The sequence below is a fragment of the Terribacillus halophilus genome, assembly GCF_900162685.1.
Lineage (GTDB): Bacteria > Bacillota > Bacilli > Bacillales > Amphibacillaceae > Terribacillus > Terribacillus halophilus_A.
On record NZ_LT727828.1, the window covers coordinates 140,678 to 154,885 of the forward strand.

15 protein-coding genes and 1 other annotated feature are annotated in these 14,208 nt (G+C 42.9%); of the genes, 9 read left to right on the forward strand and 6 right to left on the reverse strand.

The features are described from left to right. Positions 1-4: 4 nt before the first annotated feature. Genes nikC through B1K52_RS05500 form a run of 3 tightly spaced genes read left to right on the forward strand, consistent with a single transcriptional unit; the run spans position 5 to position 2,390 of the window. The gene (gene nikC, locus B1K52_RS05490) at positions 5-847 is read left to right on the forward strand and encodes a nickel transporter permease (protein WP_077306162.1); all 843 of its coding nucleotides are present in this window, start codon (positions 5-7) and stop codon (positions 845-847) included. After that, positions 844-1,632: an ABC transporter ATP-binding protein gene (locus B1K52_RS05495; protein WP_077306164.1), complete on the forward strand. Its 789-nt coding sequence runs from the start codon at positions 844-846 to the stop codon at positions 1,630-1,632. The genes nikC and B1K52_RS05495 overlap by 4 nt, the downstream gene beginning before the upstream one ends. Continuing rightward, positions 1,629-2,390: an ABC transporter ATP-binding protein gene (locus tag B1K52_RS05500; RefSeq protein WP_077306166.1), complete on the forward strand. Its 762-nt coding sequence runs from the start codon at positions 1,629-1,631 to the stop codon at positions 2,388-2,390. Before B1K52_RS05495 ends, B1K52_RS05500 begins: the two co-directional genes overlap by 4 nt. 33 nt (positions 2,391-2,423) lie before the next feature. On the opposite strand, the gene thrS is transcribed toward B1K52_RS05500, so the two are convergent. Then, positions 2,424-3,617 (reverse strand): threonine--tRNA ligase, encoded by a 1,194-nt coding sequence (gene thrS, locus B1K52_RS05505; RefSeq protein WP_077306168.1) that lies wholly within the window; start codon positions 3,615-3,617, stop codon positions 2,424-2,426. A 300-nt stretch (positions 3,618-3,917) separates the two neighbouring features. Further along, positions 3,918-4,133 (reverse strand) — a binding site (T-box leader). A 62-nt stretch (positions 4,134-4,195) separates the two neighbouring features. On the opposite strand from thrS, the gene B1K52_RS05510 reads away from it, so the two are divergent. From B1K52_RS05510 to B1K52_RS05520, 3 genes are all read left to right on the forward strand, one after another. Beyond that, positions 4,196-4,894, forward strand: coding sequence for a nucleotidyltransferase domain-containing protein (locus tag B1K52_RS05510; RefSeq protein WP_077306170.1), 699 nt, complete (start codon positions 4,196-4,198; stop codon positions 4,892-4,894). 102 nt (positions 4,895-4,996) lie between these two features. After that, positions 4,997-5,506, forward strand: a complete 510-nt coding sequence (locus tag B1K52_RS05515; protein ID WP_077306172.1) for a GNAT family N-acetyltransferase — start codon at positions 4,997-4,999, stop codon at positions 5,504-5,506. Further along, positions 5,503-6,276 (forward strand): HAD-IIB family hydrolase, encoded by a 774-nt coding sequence (locus B1K52_RS05520; RefSeq protein ID WP_077306174.1) that lies wholly within the window; start codon positions 5,503-5,505, stop codon positions 6,274-6,276. Before B1K52_RS05515 ends, B1K52_RS05520 begins: the two co-directional genes overlap by 4 nt. A 163-nt stretch (positions 6,277-6,439) precedes the next feature. Here B1K52_RS05520 and B1K52_RS05525 read toward each other — a convergent pair whose 3' ends face one another. The 4 genes from B1K52_RS05525 to B1K52_RS05535 form a co-directional block, all read right to left on the reverse strand. After that, the gene (locus B1K52_RS05525; protein WP_077306176.1) at positions 6,440-7,564 is read right to left on the reverse strand and encodes an FAD-dependent monooxygenase; all 1,125 of its coding nucleotides are present in this window, start codon (positions 7,562-7,564) and stop codon (positions 6,440-6,442) included. Between the two features lie 544 nt (positions 7,565-8,108). Continuing rightward, positions 8,109-8,168 carry a putative holin-like toxin gene (locus tag B1K52_RS18460; protein WP_371747644.1) on the reverse strand — a complete coding sequence of 20 codons (60 nt, stop codon included), beginning with the start codon at positions 8,166-8,168 and terminating at the stop codon, positions 8,109-8,111. A 170-nt stretch (positions 8,169-8,338) separates the two neighbouring features. Further along, positions 8,339-9,346, reverse strand: a complete 1,008-nt coding sequence (locus B1K52_RS05530; protein WP_077306178.1) for a FecCD family ABC transporter permease — start codon at positions 9,344-9,346, stop codon at positions 8,339-8,341. Next, complete coding sequence (locus tag B1K52_RS05535) at positions 9,343-10,344, reverse strand: FecCD family ABC transporter permease (protein ID WP_077306180.1); 1,002 nt, start codon at positions 10,342-10,344, stop codon at positions 9,343-9,345. Before B1K52_RS05535 ends, B1K52_RS05530 begins: the two co-directional genes overlap by 4 nt. Before the next feature lie 109 nt (positions 10,345-10,453). On the opposite strand from B1K52_RS05535, the gene B1K52_RS05540 reads away from it, so the two are divergent. After that, on the forward strand, positions 10,454-11,434 hold the full coding sequence (locus B1K52_RS05540) for an ABC transporter substrate-binding protein (RefSeq protein WP_373022628.1): 981 nt from the start codon (positions 10,454-10,456) through the stop codon (positions 11,432-11,434). Between the two features lie 626 nt (positions 11,435-12,060). Then, on the forward strand, positions 12,061-12,804 hold the full coding sequence (locus B1K52_RS05550) for an SDR family oxidoreductase (RefSeq protein ID WP_077306184.1): 744 nt from the start codon (positions 12,061-12,063) through the stop codon (positions 12,802-12,804). A gap of 50 nt (positions 12,805-12,854) precedes the next feature. Here the strand turns inward: B1K52_RS05550 and B1K52_RS05555 are convergent, their stop codons facing one another. Further along, on the reverse strand, positions 12,855-13,460 hold the full coding sequence (locus B1K52_RS05555) for a DUF1232 domain-containing protein (protein ID WP_077306186.1): 606 nt from the start codon (positions 13,458-13,460) through the stop codon (positions 12,855-12,857). 101 nt (positions 13,461-13,561) lie between these two features. Between B1K52_RS05555 and B1K52_RS05560 the strand changes: the two genes are divergently transcribed. Next, the gene (locus tag B1K52_RS05560; RefSeq protein ID WP_077306188.1) at positions 13,562-14,194 is read left to right on the forward strand and encodes a YoaK family protein; all 633 of its coding nucleotides are present in this window, start codon (positions 13,562-13,564) and stop codon (positions 14,192-14,194) included. Positions 14,195-14,208 lie beyond the last annotated feature (14 nt).

Genomic DNA, 14,208 nt, shown 5'->3' on the forward strand with positions numbered 1-14,208 from the left:
CTAGATGAGTGTATTGGCTCATTCCCAAAAAAGAATAAAAAAAGCCAAAGTGTGGCTCATTAGTATCATCCTGCTCATCGTACTAGCAGCTATTGCGTATACTTTTCTTTATTTGAAGCATGATGCCACCATGACAGATGTAGGGAATCGGCTAGCATCGCCAACATGGGGCCACCCGCTCGGAACAGATCATCTAGGTCGGGATGTGCTGACGAGGCTGTTACTTGGTTTTCGTTTAACTGTTGGCTACAGCTTGATTGCTTTGGCAGCTGCAGTCATCATCGGTGTTCCATTTGGTTTAATGGCAGGACTGCGAGGCGGCTGGGTTGATCGTTTATTTATGCGAATTGCCGATGGATTCCTTGCTTTCCCAGATACAGTCATTGCCATTGTCTTAAGCGGACTGCTAGGACCGGGTATTGGTAATTTATTATTTGCTATCGTACTTGTCAAATGGGTCAACTATGCCCGGATGGTGCGCAGTACGGTGCTCACGGAAGTACAGAAAGACTATGTCACAATTGCCAGAATTAATGGTCTGTCTACATTCACAATTATGCGTAAGCATCTGCTGCCGCATATTATTGGGAATGTATTAGTGCTTGCGAGCTTGGATTTCGGAAAAATCATCCTGCTTATCTCTTCGCTTTCTTATATCGGCCTTGGAGCACAGCCGCCAACACCGGAATGGGGCGCGATGCTGAATGAATCGAGACCATATTTCCAAGCGAATCCAGAAATGATGGTCTATCCTGGTTTGGCAATTGTTGCGGTCGTACTAGCGGCCAACGTACTGGGCGACTATCTGCGAGACAAATTTGATGTGAAAAAGGAGGTGCAGCCATGATTCTAGCGATAGAAGATTTAACGGTATCACATGGAGAAAAGAAAATTGTTGATAAAGTCAGTCTGACAATCGATAAAGGAGAATGGTTTGCACTTGTAGGGCAGAGCGGGAGCGGGAAAACGATGCTTTCACAAGCAATTGGTCAGTTGCTTGGTACTAATTTGAGAGCCTCCGGACGTATTATGTATCAAGGTGACAATGTTTTGGAATATCCAAAAGAAAAAATGAATCAGTTACGCGGAAAGGCAATCAGTTACATTTTCCAAGATTACCATGGCTCGTTTACACCATTCCTGACAATTCAGCAGCATATGGAAGAATACTTGCAAACGCACGGTGTACACCAGAAGACACAACGTAAGGAAATGATGAAGGAAGCGATGGAATCTGTCGGTTTGGAAGCTAGTTTTGCGAAGCGTTATTCGTTCCAGCTGAGCGGCGGACAGCTGCAGCGGGCATCTATTGCGCTTGCGCTTCTTCTGGAACCTGATATTTTGATTGCAGATGAAGCAACAACGGCACTTGATAGTGTATCAGCTCACCGTATTTTATCCTTGCTTCAAGACCTGCAGCAAAAGAAAGGCTGTGCGATCCTTTTCATTACACATGATTGGCGTCATGTTGTTCGCTACTCCGATAAAATTGCCGTGATGAAAGATGGCAAGATTATTGAGACGGGAACAAAACAAAAACTCGTCCACCAGCCAGAGCATGCGTACACGAAACAGCTGATTCAGGCTGCGCCTACACTTCCTATGCGCATCAGGGAGGTTAGCAAGTCATGACCGTAATTGAGATTCATAATCTGAAGAAGAGCTATAACCCAGGGAAACTTGCGGTAAACGATGTTTCTTTAACTATCCAGAAGGGTGAGAGTCTCGGTTTAGTAGGTGAGAGCGGCTGCGGGAAAAGCACATTGGCACGTTGTTTATTAGGCGTTGAGAAGATGGATGACGGGTCGATTGTCTATAACGATGCACCGATCGCGCATGCAAATCGAAAACAGTTGCGGAATTACCGGCGAAATGTGCAGACAGTCTTCCAAAATCCAACAGCCTCGCTAAATCCGAAGCTGAAAATTAAAGATTCTCTGATCGATCCTTATTTGCAGTTCAAAGATGACTTGCAGTTGAAGCACTTTCACTTTACATCGAAACAAGACTTTGTCCAGCAGCTGCTTGAAACGGTAGAGCTCCCAAAAGAATTAGCAGACCGCTATCCGCACGAACTGAGCGGCGGACAAAAGCAGCGCGTAACAATTGCACGTGCAATCAGCATCGAACCGAATCTGATTGTCCTGGATGAACCAACAGCAAGCCTGGATGTTCTTTCACAAGGTGCAATCCTAGAACTTCTCGGTTCACTGCAGCAAACACTAGGTATGTCGTATCTGTTCATTTCACATGACTTGGCCGCTGTCTATCAGCTTTGTCAGCGGATCGCTGTGATGAGGGACGGAGAATTACTTGATATGTTTAGAAAAGAAGATATATATCATACGAGCAGGCATGATTATACCAAAGAATTAATTGATATTTTTTAAGCGGATACTCCACAAGAGCATCCGCTATTTTTATTACAGTTCAAACTGCTTCCTAACATCCGCCAAAGACATTTCCCCAAGATTTCCTTCCGGCCGTTTTCGTACAGCGACTGTCTGATTTTGCATCTCACTATCACCAATGATAAGCAAGTAAGGAATTTTCTGCTGGGAACCTTCTCGGATTTTCAAGCCAATCTTCTCGGCGCGATTATCAACGGATACACGATAACCAGCTTGCTGGAGCTCCTGACAAACAGCATTTGCATAATCTTTATGTGCGTCACTAATTGGAAGGATGCGTGCTTGAACTGGTGCTAGCCAGAATGGGAAGTTTCCTGCATAATGCTCAATCAGGATAGCCATGAAGCGTTCAATCGAGCCATAAATAGCGCGGTGAATCATAATTGGCTGCTGCCGGCTGTTTGCTTGATCGACATAGCTGCAGTCAAATTTTTCTGGCATTTGGAAATCCAGCTGAACAGTGCCGCACTGCCAGCTGCGGCCGAGACTGTCGAGTATATGAAAATCAATTTTAGGTCCGTAAAATGCGCCATCACCATCATTGACTTTATAAGCAACACCTTGGCGCTTTAGTACATTCTCCAGTGATGCTTCTGCCTGATCCCAAATAGCAGGTTCGCCCATATAGTCTTCAGGTCGAGTAGATAGCTCTACTTCATAAGAAAAGCCGAATAAGCTGTAAAAATCATCGATCAGCTGCAGCACTTTTTCGATTTCTTGTTCAATCTGATCCTCGCGGACAAATAGGTGTGCGTCATCTTGTGTAAATGACCGGACACGGAGCAGTCCATTAAGTGAGCCGGATAATTCATGTCGGTGAACAAGCCCCAATTCTGCATAACGCAGCGGCAGATCCCGATAGCTGCGGAGCTTGCTGTTGTAGATGAGCACGGCACCTGGGCAGCTCATCGGTTTAAGGGCATAGCGCTGATCATCTACTTCTGAGAAATACATATTCTCATGATAATGATCCCAATGCCCAGACTGTTCCCATAACTGTTGCTTCATCATGATAGGTGTCTTTATTTCGTCGTACCCTGCTCGCGCGTGCTTTTCCTTCCACAGCTCCTCCAGTTTATTGCGCAGCACCATTCCTTTTGGCAGGAAGAAAGGCATACCTGGGGCTTCCTCCATGCTCATGAAAAGTTCGAGCTGCTGTCCAAGTTTACGGTGATTCCGTTTCTCTGCTTCTGCTTGTTTGTTCATTTATATATCCTCCTTTGAAATAAAAAAAGACCACAATCTTCCCCAAATAGGGACGATTGTGGTCGTGGTTCCACCCTGAATTCCGCCAATACTGGCGCTCATACAAGAGATAACGGTTCTACCGATGACGGATACTATTATTTTCCCATCATAGCTTGAAGGTGGTAATCCTGGTCTCTTTCCTGCAGGGCTCTCAGCCGGTGACCCTGCTTTCTGTCAGGAAAGGGATGACCTAAAATCATGTCCTTCGCATTGCTTTTATCTATAAAATTGTAAACAAAAAGACCGCACTCATTCCCATAAAGGGACGATTGCGGTCGTGGTTCCACCCTAATTCCATCAGAAAATACTGATGCTCCAAGTTTCGATAACGGTCTTCCCGATTACGGATACTGTGATTTCCCCGTAATAGCTCCAAGGTGGTAATGCATGTGCTTATCTGCGAAGGTCTCAGCAAATCCTTCACTCTCTGTTAGATAGGGGCGCTTAGCATCTTGTCCTTATCAACGCTTCTGTTTTGTTGTATGCTCATTATACATATACTGGATATTGACGTCAAATAGAAATGAGGAATTCTTTTGAGAGACCCATTGGAGACTGCTAAAAGATTCATCGAGATTAATCACCCGGATTGTGACGGCGCTATGCTGGCTGGAAGCTGTGCCAGAGGGGAATCCACAGCGACTTCCGACCTGGATATTATTATCCTTTACACAGGGAAAGACAGTGCCTATCGAGAATCCATATTTTATGAGGACTGGCCGGTCGAGGTGTTTGTGTATACAGGTGATGCATATCATGAATTCTTTCACAATGATGCGGCACGTGCGATACCTTCCTTGCCAAGAATGGTCAGCGAAGCGATTGTGCTGAAAGACTCTGAAGCTTTGTTAAAGATGAAGGAAGAGGCGAAAAGAATCCTTGCGCAAGGACCGCTAGCCTGGAATGAACGTCTAATTAATCATAATCGATACATGATTTCTAACCTGATTGACGATTTTCTGGATAAAGAAGCAGACGGAGAGGCTTATTTTTTAGCTAATAGTATTATCCATGATATAGCCGTTTTCACGTTGCGCACGAACAAACATTGGATTGGTTCCGGGAAGTGGATGTTCCGTGAGCTTAGAAACATGGATGCTGCGCTAGCAAATCAGTTTGAAAAAAGTTTAGTAGCATTTTATCAGAGGCATGACAAACAAGCTATCGTAGACTTAGCTGAGATTTGCCTGCAACCTTATGGCGGACGATTGTTCGATGGGTATTACGTAGGTTAAGCGGTAAAGACACGCCGTAGTGGAATTTATCCACGGTGTAACTGCAACGGAATGACAAAATATAAAGAAACTTTATCTATGCTATATTGGGGGGGATAAACGATGAACATTAGAAAATTAACAGCCGCAGATGCAGAAGCATATTGGGAACTAAGATTACAAGCTTTGCAGGATCATCCGGATGCTTTTGGTGCTTCTTATGAGGAAGCGGTAAATCAGCCCATTGAACAAGTGAGAGCGAAATTGGAGAGTCCGACTGCAGAAACCTATGGAATATTTATAGAAGGGAATCTTGCAGGAAATGCAACGCTGCGCTATGAGACACTATCCAAGCTGCAGCACCGAGCGGAGTTAGTTGCAGTATACCTAGCCCCGGAAGTCAAAAGGAAAGGGTACGGGAAAATGCTGATAAAGCATATGGTTCAAGTAGCTCGTGAGCGAGAAGGAATAGAGAAAGTAAATCTTGTTGTGGCAGCGACCAATCATGTGGCGAAGCATGTTTATGAACAAGCTGGTTTTAAGCAATTTGCAATTGAGAAGAATGCATTAAAATTAGAAGATACATATATTACAGAAATTCACATGACACTAATGCTGGAGGAACAAGCATGAATTTTATCTTTGATTTAGACGGTACAATCTGTTTTAAAGGCAAACCGGTGACGAAAAAAATAATGGATATGCTTAAAGAACTGGAGCAAAATGGCCATCAAGTATTATTTGCATCAGCTCGGCCGATTCGTGATTTGCTACCCGTTATTGACCAGCACTTTCATTCGGCTACCTTAATAGGTGGCAACGGATCACTTATTTCCCGTAACGGAAAGGTTGTTTTCTCCCAAGCTTTTTCATCCGATCAATTAGCTGCTATGAAAGAAATAATTAAGACGTATGATGCAGCTTATTTAATAGATGGGGACTGGAATTACGCGTATACAGGAGATCAAATGCACCCAATAAAGGCAAATCTTGACCCAGATAATCTGGCAGAGCAAGTTCAGCTGAACGAGTTAAATCAAGTAGTAAAAATACTCATTCTTCAATCTGCCAATCAAGAAAAAGTAGCTGCAAAAGCCGAAGCACTAGGATTGCGGGTGCATCGCCATCATGGAGAGGATATTGTAGACATCAGCCCTCCAGGTATTGATAAATGGACAGCTATCCAACAAGCTGGGATCAGTAAAGGGGAATATATCGCTTTTGGCAATGATGCGAATGACATCGAGATGCTTCGCCATGCGAAGTACGCTGTTAGGATAGGTGAACAGGAAGAGTTAATAGGTTATGCACATGTGGATATCCCGCTTGGCGATGCCTGTGAACAAACGATTGTGGATAGTTTAGAGGATATTGCAGCAGGAAGAGTTTTTGTACACTCCTAAAGCGCAATGCGAAGTGCTTTTTATAAGAGAACTCAAAGAAAGCGGATAGGATATTCTATCCGCTTTACAAATCCATCTATATACATGCGATACCGAACTTTATGTAGACTAAAAGACGCAAAGCAATCTAATATGAGGCAAGCATACTAATATTTAAGAAATATTAGTATGCTTGCTGGAGAATCGAGTTACTCTTAGCTATAATTTCTGCTTGATTAAAATTACCAGCTAATTCGTTCCGAATAACTTCTGAAGAAAAGGATTGGATCGCATTGACTCTTGGAAATCGTCTTGTGTAATAAGCATGTAAAGCTTGTGCTAAAGAAGAAACTTTAGAGATTTCTTGTCCTAATACACTTGCGTCTTCTAAAGCCATTGCGGCTCCTTGAGCGAGCGTTGGAGCACTGGCATGAGCTGCATCGCCTCCAATTACGACACGGTTAGTGTACCATTTCTCCTTTAATACTACTTCTTCAATGGGACTGAAAATAATCGGAGTATCTCTTGTAAAACATGTTTTTATAAAATCTCCTTTTCCGTGAAAAGGTTCGAGCATGTTACGAACAGTGTCATAACGTTTCTCTTCCTCATCCCAATAGTCTGCAGGAACAGGCGTCAGAATAAATGCATATCCATCCGTATCGGTCAGAGGGAAAACACCTAGATTTGTCGTTCCGTCTTTCATGATAAAACCTTTTTTAGACAACGCATTTTTCTCAAAAGTGATTGGAATTCTCCATGCTCCCATTCCTAGGTATTGAGGGGAAACGGTTCTTCCTAACATAATATCTCTCACGTTAGATCGTATTCCATCAAAACTTACTAACAGATCTGTTGTGATTTGCGTTTCATCATGGAACGAGAGAGAGACATTGTGTTCACTTTCCTTATAATTAATAAGGTTTTTCTCCCATTCTACGTTAACGCCAAGTGACAATGCTTTCGAAAGAAGAACATCCTTTAACGTGGAGCGCCAAATAGCATTTCTTCCAGGTCCTTCTTTATCTATAAACTTTTCGTTGGCTTCAAAAAGCAGATTGCCTTCTTTGTCCAGCATCTCCATATAATCTAATTGGACTCCGCTTTTCAGGCATTCCTCATATATGTCTAAATCCTTCAGGACGCTAAATACATTTTGAGGCTGTGTAATGCCAGTTCCGCCTGCGTGGTCTTTCGTATTTCTTTCATATACGGTTACGTCTAAGCCTGTTTTTCTTAATGCAATAGCAGCAGATAAACCTCCAATTCCAGCTCCTATTACTGTGGCATTTTTTAATCCTTTTTGCATAGTTACACTACCCTTCTAAGTTTCATGCGTGAAGAAATTGCTTGAAAAATAAAGATATCTTGTTCAGAATTAATAGCAGAGAGGTTACTTATTACTCTTTAGACGTAGTACAGTTTGTATAAAAAATTCTAGTTGTGACGTCATTTAGTAATTTAAGTTAAATCCTACATGTAATATTTTATATATTATAAAAGGAAATTTTAAGACTTTGATTCTTACAAGATGTGTGACTCGCTTAACGAATAAATGACAAGCATGTTAATAGAAGTGCAGATTTACGGCTTCTATTATCCAGAGAAGATCATTTATCAAGGCATGAAGAATGATGGATAGGTTTTTTATATAAGATAGTAAATAGCAGTCAAAAGGTGCTACTTGAAGAACTGCCATGAGAAGTGGTATATTGAACGTAGATATTGAATACCATAAAAAAACCAGGGTGTTGGCGCACCCTGGTTGTGTACAAGCGACCATCATGGCGCTGACTCAGAATATTTTCATGAGAAAATAGACCACCTTAGACTTGTTCAGGGCTCAAGGGGGTCTATTTTTTATTGTCTAAATAAGTCAGCAATGCGAGCAGAAACATGCCAAATGCAAACATTAATTTGCCAATCGACAACAGGAGCTCGAGTATCGCTATATGCCTCACCCCCTTTTGGGGAATGAGTCAGACCGCCCTTGAGTGAGTCGTTAACTTGTACATAACATATTATACCAAACATTCCAGCCTGGCGGAGAAAAACAAGAATGAACCCCTGCATTTGCAGAGGTTCATTCTTTAATTAATAAGTAAATAAAATATGGTGCACCGATTGCTGAGACGACCAGACCAATCGGAATTTCTGATGGTGCCAATAGAGTTCGTGATAACGTATCAGCAACTAGCATGATAAGCGCACCGATTAATGCACAGATCGGAAGCTGATGCTTGTGGTTCGGGCCGACAATACGTCTTGCCAAGTGCGGTGCAACGAGTCCAAGAAACGTAATGGCTCCCCCGACAGAAACACAAGCTCCTGCCAATCCGACAGCTGTCAGCAGCAGCAAGGTACGTTCTTTTTGTACGGGAGCTCCAACTCCAGTAGCAAGCTGGTCACCGAGTGTTAGCACATTCAGCGCTTTGGCTTTATACATAGCGAATGGCACGAGCAGAAGGATCCACGGCAAAAGGGCGAGCACATAGTTCCAGCTCGTTTGCCAGATGCTGCCGTTGAGCCATACGGTGGCTTGCGTGAAATCTTTTGGTTCCATCATTAGTTGGAACACAATAATCAATCCGCCAAATGCAGCATTGATACCGATGCCGACTAGAATGAGACGCACAGGTGTTACACCTTTCTTCCAAGCCAGCGTATAGACGAGGCCTGCTGCTAGAAAAGCCCCTGCAAAAGCGAATATCGGCATGATGAATACTTGCAGATTACCGCTTCCTGCTAGTTGGTCCTGCAAGAAGAAAATATAAAGAACAACAGCAAAGCCAGCACCTGCATTTATGCCGAGAATACCCGGGTCAGCTAACCCGTTTTGGGATACACCTTGGAGAATGGCTCCTGCAATGCCCATGCCGATTCCAATCAAAAGTGCAATTATCATTCGCGGGAGGCGAAAATCAAAAAGAATCACATCATAAGAACCGTCTCCTGTACCGAATAAGGTTTTAAGCACATCTGCGGGTCCGATTGGAATTGTCCCTGTATTTAAACTGATGAAGAAGATAATAAGGATAGCGGCGATGATACCAATCGCTACAATGCTTGTCTTTTTCGTGGAATGTATCATATGTTCTTACCCTCCCGGCGAGCTAGATAAATGAAAAATGGAACGCCGATCAATGCTGTGAGGGCGCCGACGGGTGTCTCGAATGGCGGATTGACCATACGGGATAGAATATCTGCAAAGTTCAGCAAAATGCCGCCTAGTATAGCTGAACAAGGAATAATCCAGCGATAATCAGGTCCGACGATAAAGCGTGTTATATGCGGAATAACCAAGCCAACAAACCCGATTGTTCCTCCGACCGAAACAGCCGCCCCTGTCAAAATAAGAACAACAAGTACACCGGCAACTTTCACTGCACCTGTTTTAAGACCAAGACCGGTTGCAACATCTTCTCCCAAGCTGAGTGTGGTAACAGATCCACTAATGAACAGTGCTAAGATCATTCCGATCACTGCCGCAGGAAATAACAGTTTCACTGTATCCCATTGTACATTTGCTACACCGCCCGCATACCAGAAGCTCAAATCCCGAGCCACGTCGAAATGGATAGCCAGTGCATTGGAAAACGAACCGAGCAATGCAGTGATTGCTGTACCTGCCAAAGCAAGCTTTACGGGTGTTAATCCCGTACGTGCCAGCAGACCGACACCAAAGACAAGCCCAAGACCAAGTCCCGCTCCAGCAAATGCGAATAGGAGCAGGTTTACATTAGACAAATCCGGCAGGAAAACGAGTGCAATCGCAATCATGAATGTGGCACCCGAAGTAACCCCCATAATCTGCGGAGAGGCGAGCGGATTACGTGTCATACCTTGCATAATTGCTCCAGATGCCGCCAGCATAGCACCAATTAAGACTGCCGCCACTGCACGAGGCAGCCGGAGACGCTGAATAATTTGATGAGATGTATTTGTTGTATCATAATGGAAAATACTATTCCAGACAGTGCCGAGGGAAATATCCGAAACCCCGAATATAATGGAAAGTCCAATTGAGAAAATCAGCAGGAGCGTACCTGCGATAAGGATGATTGTGCCAATAAGTCTGCGTGCTTGCATCGTTAACCCGCTTTCTTCACTCTATATGTATGCCAAATATATGAAATATACTTGTAATTGATAATGATAATTGTTATCATTTATTGAAGATTATATCATAAACAAAGAGGTGAGTCCCTTGTTCAAAAGAAAGAGTTCTTCTTTACTTCTGGCAGTCTTCGCCAGTGTTGTGTTTATTATAACAGGTTGCGGCAGCAACGATTCAAGTGATAAAGCTGAAAATAACGCTTCTGACAATTCAGAGAGTAACCAAACGCGTACAATGACTGACGCATTAGGGAATGAAGTGGAAATTCCGGCTAATCCGGATAATGTAATTGCTTCTTATCTGGAAGATAATCTTGTCGCACTAGATATTACACCAGCAGCACAATGGTCTGTAAATAATGGTTCTCCGCAAGGATACTTGCAGGATAGTTTAAAAGACGTTCCAACAATTGACTCTACGCTTCCTTTTGAAGCAGTAGCTAGTTACAAGCCAGATTTGATCATCATGGATTCGGCATCCATGGTAGAAGGCGATAAATATGATCAGTACAATAAGATTGCTCCGACGTATGTAATGGGTACGGAAGAAAATGGAGACTGGCGCAAGGAATTGCAAACAGTCGGTGAGATTTTCGGCAAAGAAGACAAAGCGCAGCAAGTACTGGATGACTATGATGCAAAAGCTGCTGAAGCAAAAGAACAGATTCAGCAAGCCATCGGAGATGAATCTGCAGCAGCTATCTGGCTTGTTGGCGGAAAGCTTTATATCGTAAATGAAAACTTATCCAGCGGTGCAGTGCTTTATGGTGATTTAGGTATCACGGTTCCAGAAGGCGTGAAGGAAATATCTGAAGGTGCAGCAGCTAACTGGAATGAAGTTTCCCTTGAACAATTGGCAACCATGGATGTGGACCACCTCTTCTTAATCAATAGTGATGAAGGTGATGGATCTGAAATTCTGGAAGATCCACTGCTTGCAAATGTACCAGCTATCAAAGAAGGAAATGTTTACAAATACGATAAAGACACAAGCTGGCTGTACACAGGCCCAGTTGCAAACGAACAAATTGTAGACGATGCAGTTGAAAGCTTAGTGGAGTAAGGACAAGCTTCTTCCCTGTGGAAAATGGGGGAGAAGTTTTTTGTATTGCAAGAAGTATTCTATGAAAAACAGGAGAAATCAAAGAATGTAAAGGTTGAAGGGGAAACGCTGCAGTTACATGTCGAATAATAAGGCCGTATGCAAAATGATAGGCTTCAACATGTCGTTTGAACGGATGAAAGAACAATCATAAGCAGGGCGATGAAAAGCAGGAGGGCTACTCCTGCTTTTGTGCTGTCGTAATAAGGGTTTGAATTGGAAGCAAAAGCGTCCCGACAAAAAGGGTCATAAGGATGTAAATGCTAGGCTGCTCAGTCAGGAAACTCTCTAATGCCGTACATATAGTTGTTACAAGCAGGAATGCGCCGTAAAGTGAAAAGGTCGCTATGTTTTTCGAGCTCCATGTAATAATAAAGCATGGGATAAGGAGGAGCATGGTGGTGTCACTTTCGGAAAATGTCCTGTCATTGAATGCTTTGTAAAGCAACCATCCAAAGACAGTAAGTATGACTAAGATACTAACTGAAGGAAAGATAAGGTGTTTTTTCATGAGGAGTCTCCTTTCAAAGGATTTAATCACATTGTACACGAATAGTATTAATAGCAGATAAAAGGGAGGTTCTTAAATGAAAAAGCTAGCGATTGTAACGGGTGTTTCGTATCCGCGCTCCATTGGAACTGCTGTGTGCCGCCGATTGGCTGAACAAGGCATGGATATCTTTTTTACATACTGGCAGGCAGGTGAAACGTGGCCAGATCATTTTGTCAGTGAAATGCATGCTTATGGTGTCAGATGTGAAGGGCTTGAGGTGGATTTAGAACAAGCTGAGGCAGCTGCATATATTCTAAGGGAAGTGCAGCGGCTTGGGATTCCATCTGTATTAGTTAATTGCGCGGCTTTTTCGGAGAACGGTACGTATCAAGAATTGGATGAGAGGCAGCTAGATCGGCATTATGCGGTAAATATGCGTAGTGTATTCCTCCTATGTACAGGATTTGCACGATTGTTTGATCAGAAAAAACCCGCGAGTTGGGGAAGTATCGTAAATCTTACTTCAGGTCAGAGCAAAGGGCCAATGCCGGGAGAACTGGCCTACATTGCTACAAAAGGAGCTATCACTGCATTTAGCCAATCCTTAGCAGCTGACGTAGCTTCTATAGGGATTAACGTAAATGCAATTAATCCAGGACCGACAGACAGCACATGGATGACAGATGACATACGGCAAGCATTGCTGCCAAACTTTCCAATGGGAAGAATTGGAGAGCCTGATGATGCGGCAAGATTAATTCGTTTTCTCGTAGGAGATGATGGCTATTGGGTAACGGGACAGGAACTGCATTCAGAAGGCGGATTTGACCGGCGGTAATCCTGATCTGGTCAGACTTGTTTTACCACTACTATGCATTAATCCAGCCGTCATTTATTGTTGTTCAGCAAAGCTGCCTGCACTGCTAGTGTATCGTCTAGATATCCAAACGGAAATATATAATCAGGCAAGACATCAATGGGGTTGATAAAATAAAGCAAAGCAGCACCAAATATAATTATTTCCTGCTTTGTTGCTAACCCGGATTGAAGTTTGGAAAACATGGTTTTCAGGTCGTTCACCAGTTTACCAACACTTCCAACAGATTGGATCTTTTCATCAAATTTCTCCTCAATGATTTTTTTTCCGCCTTCTGTAAGGGCAACTTCCTCATAATCAGCGAGCTGTTTCCGTACTCTTTCTGCTGTAAAGGAAGGATCAGCCTGTTTACATAGTGCTTCCAAATGCTGTTCTGTTTGTTGTAATACATTTTGATCTAGAAATCCTGCAGTACGCATAAGTTCTTCATGTGATACATTTAGAACTTCACTAAATCTCTTAAGATGGTTAACAGTTACTTTTCGTTTGCCATTTATGATTTTAGATATGATGGCAGCATCGATGGCGGTGCGTCTGCTCAATTCACGAATCGATAATTTATTACTTTGGATTAACTCACGCAGAAGGTTTCCTATCGATTTTTTTTCAACTTTCATGATAACGCAGCTCCTCTTTTCAAATTCACTCCTTAACCGTACTAAGAGGTTGACAAATTGTCAACATTTACGGTAGAAATACATAGGAAAGAGGTGTGAAAATGCAGATAAAACGAGACCGCATGACCATCTTGCTCCTATGTGCAGCAGCGGGAGTGATTGATGTAATTGGTTATATCGGTTTATCACATGTGTTTACTGCTAACATGACAGGAAACATTGTGTTATTAGGCATAGGAGTTGGTGATGCCAGAGAGGTTATCTTAAGTAATGCCGCCTTGGCGTTAACTGGTTTTATTATTGGAGTTGCGGTTGCTGTGTTTGTGCAAAGAACGAACACAATTTTATTCTGGGAATTTATCCTGCTTATACTAGTGGCAATGGTAATCCAATTTACCCCAATAGGTGGGCGAGTATCAGCAGTTGTACTCTTCGTGTTGAGCACGGCAATGGGAATGCAGACGATAGCAGGAAGGAACTTAAAGATTGCCGGACTTTCCTCAACAGTGTTGACAAGTACACTTGCTGCACTGATAGAAGGAATCATGCTTAGAATAAAAAAAGGCTCTCAGAAGCTGTCACTGGACGTATTTCTAAGAGGAGGGGCAATTCTCCTTTACTTAGCTGGAGCATCGGCAGCCAGCTTAAGTCTAAGGTTTATCGGACTTACAACAATCTGGTTAGGTATAGCAATTCTGGCGTTTGTATTGCTGGTGCAAAGAAAGAAGAGCTAAAAAAATGAGAAGAA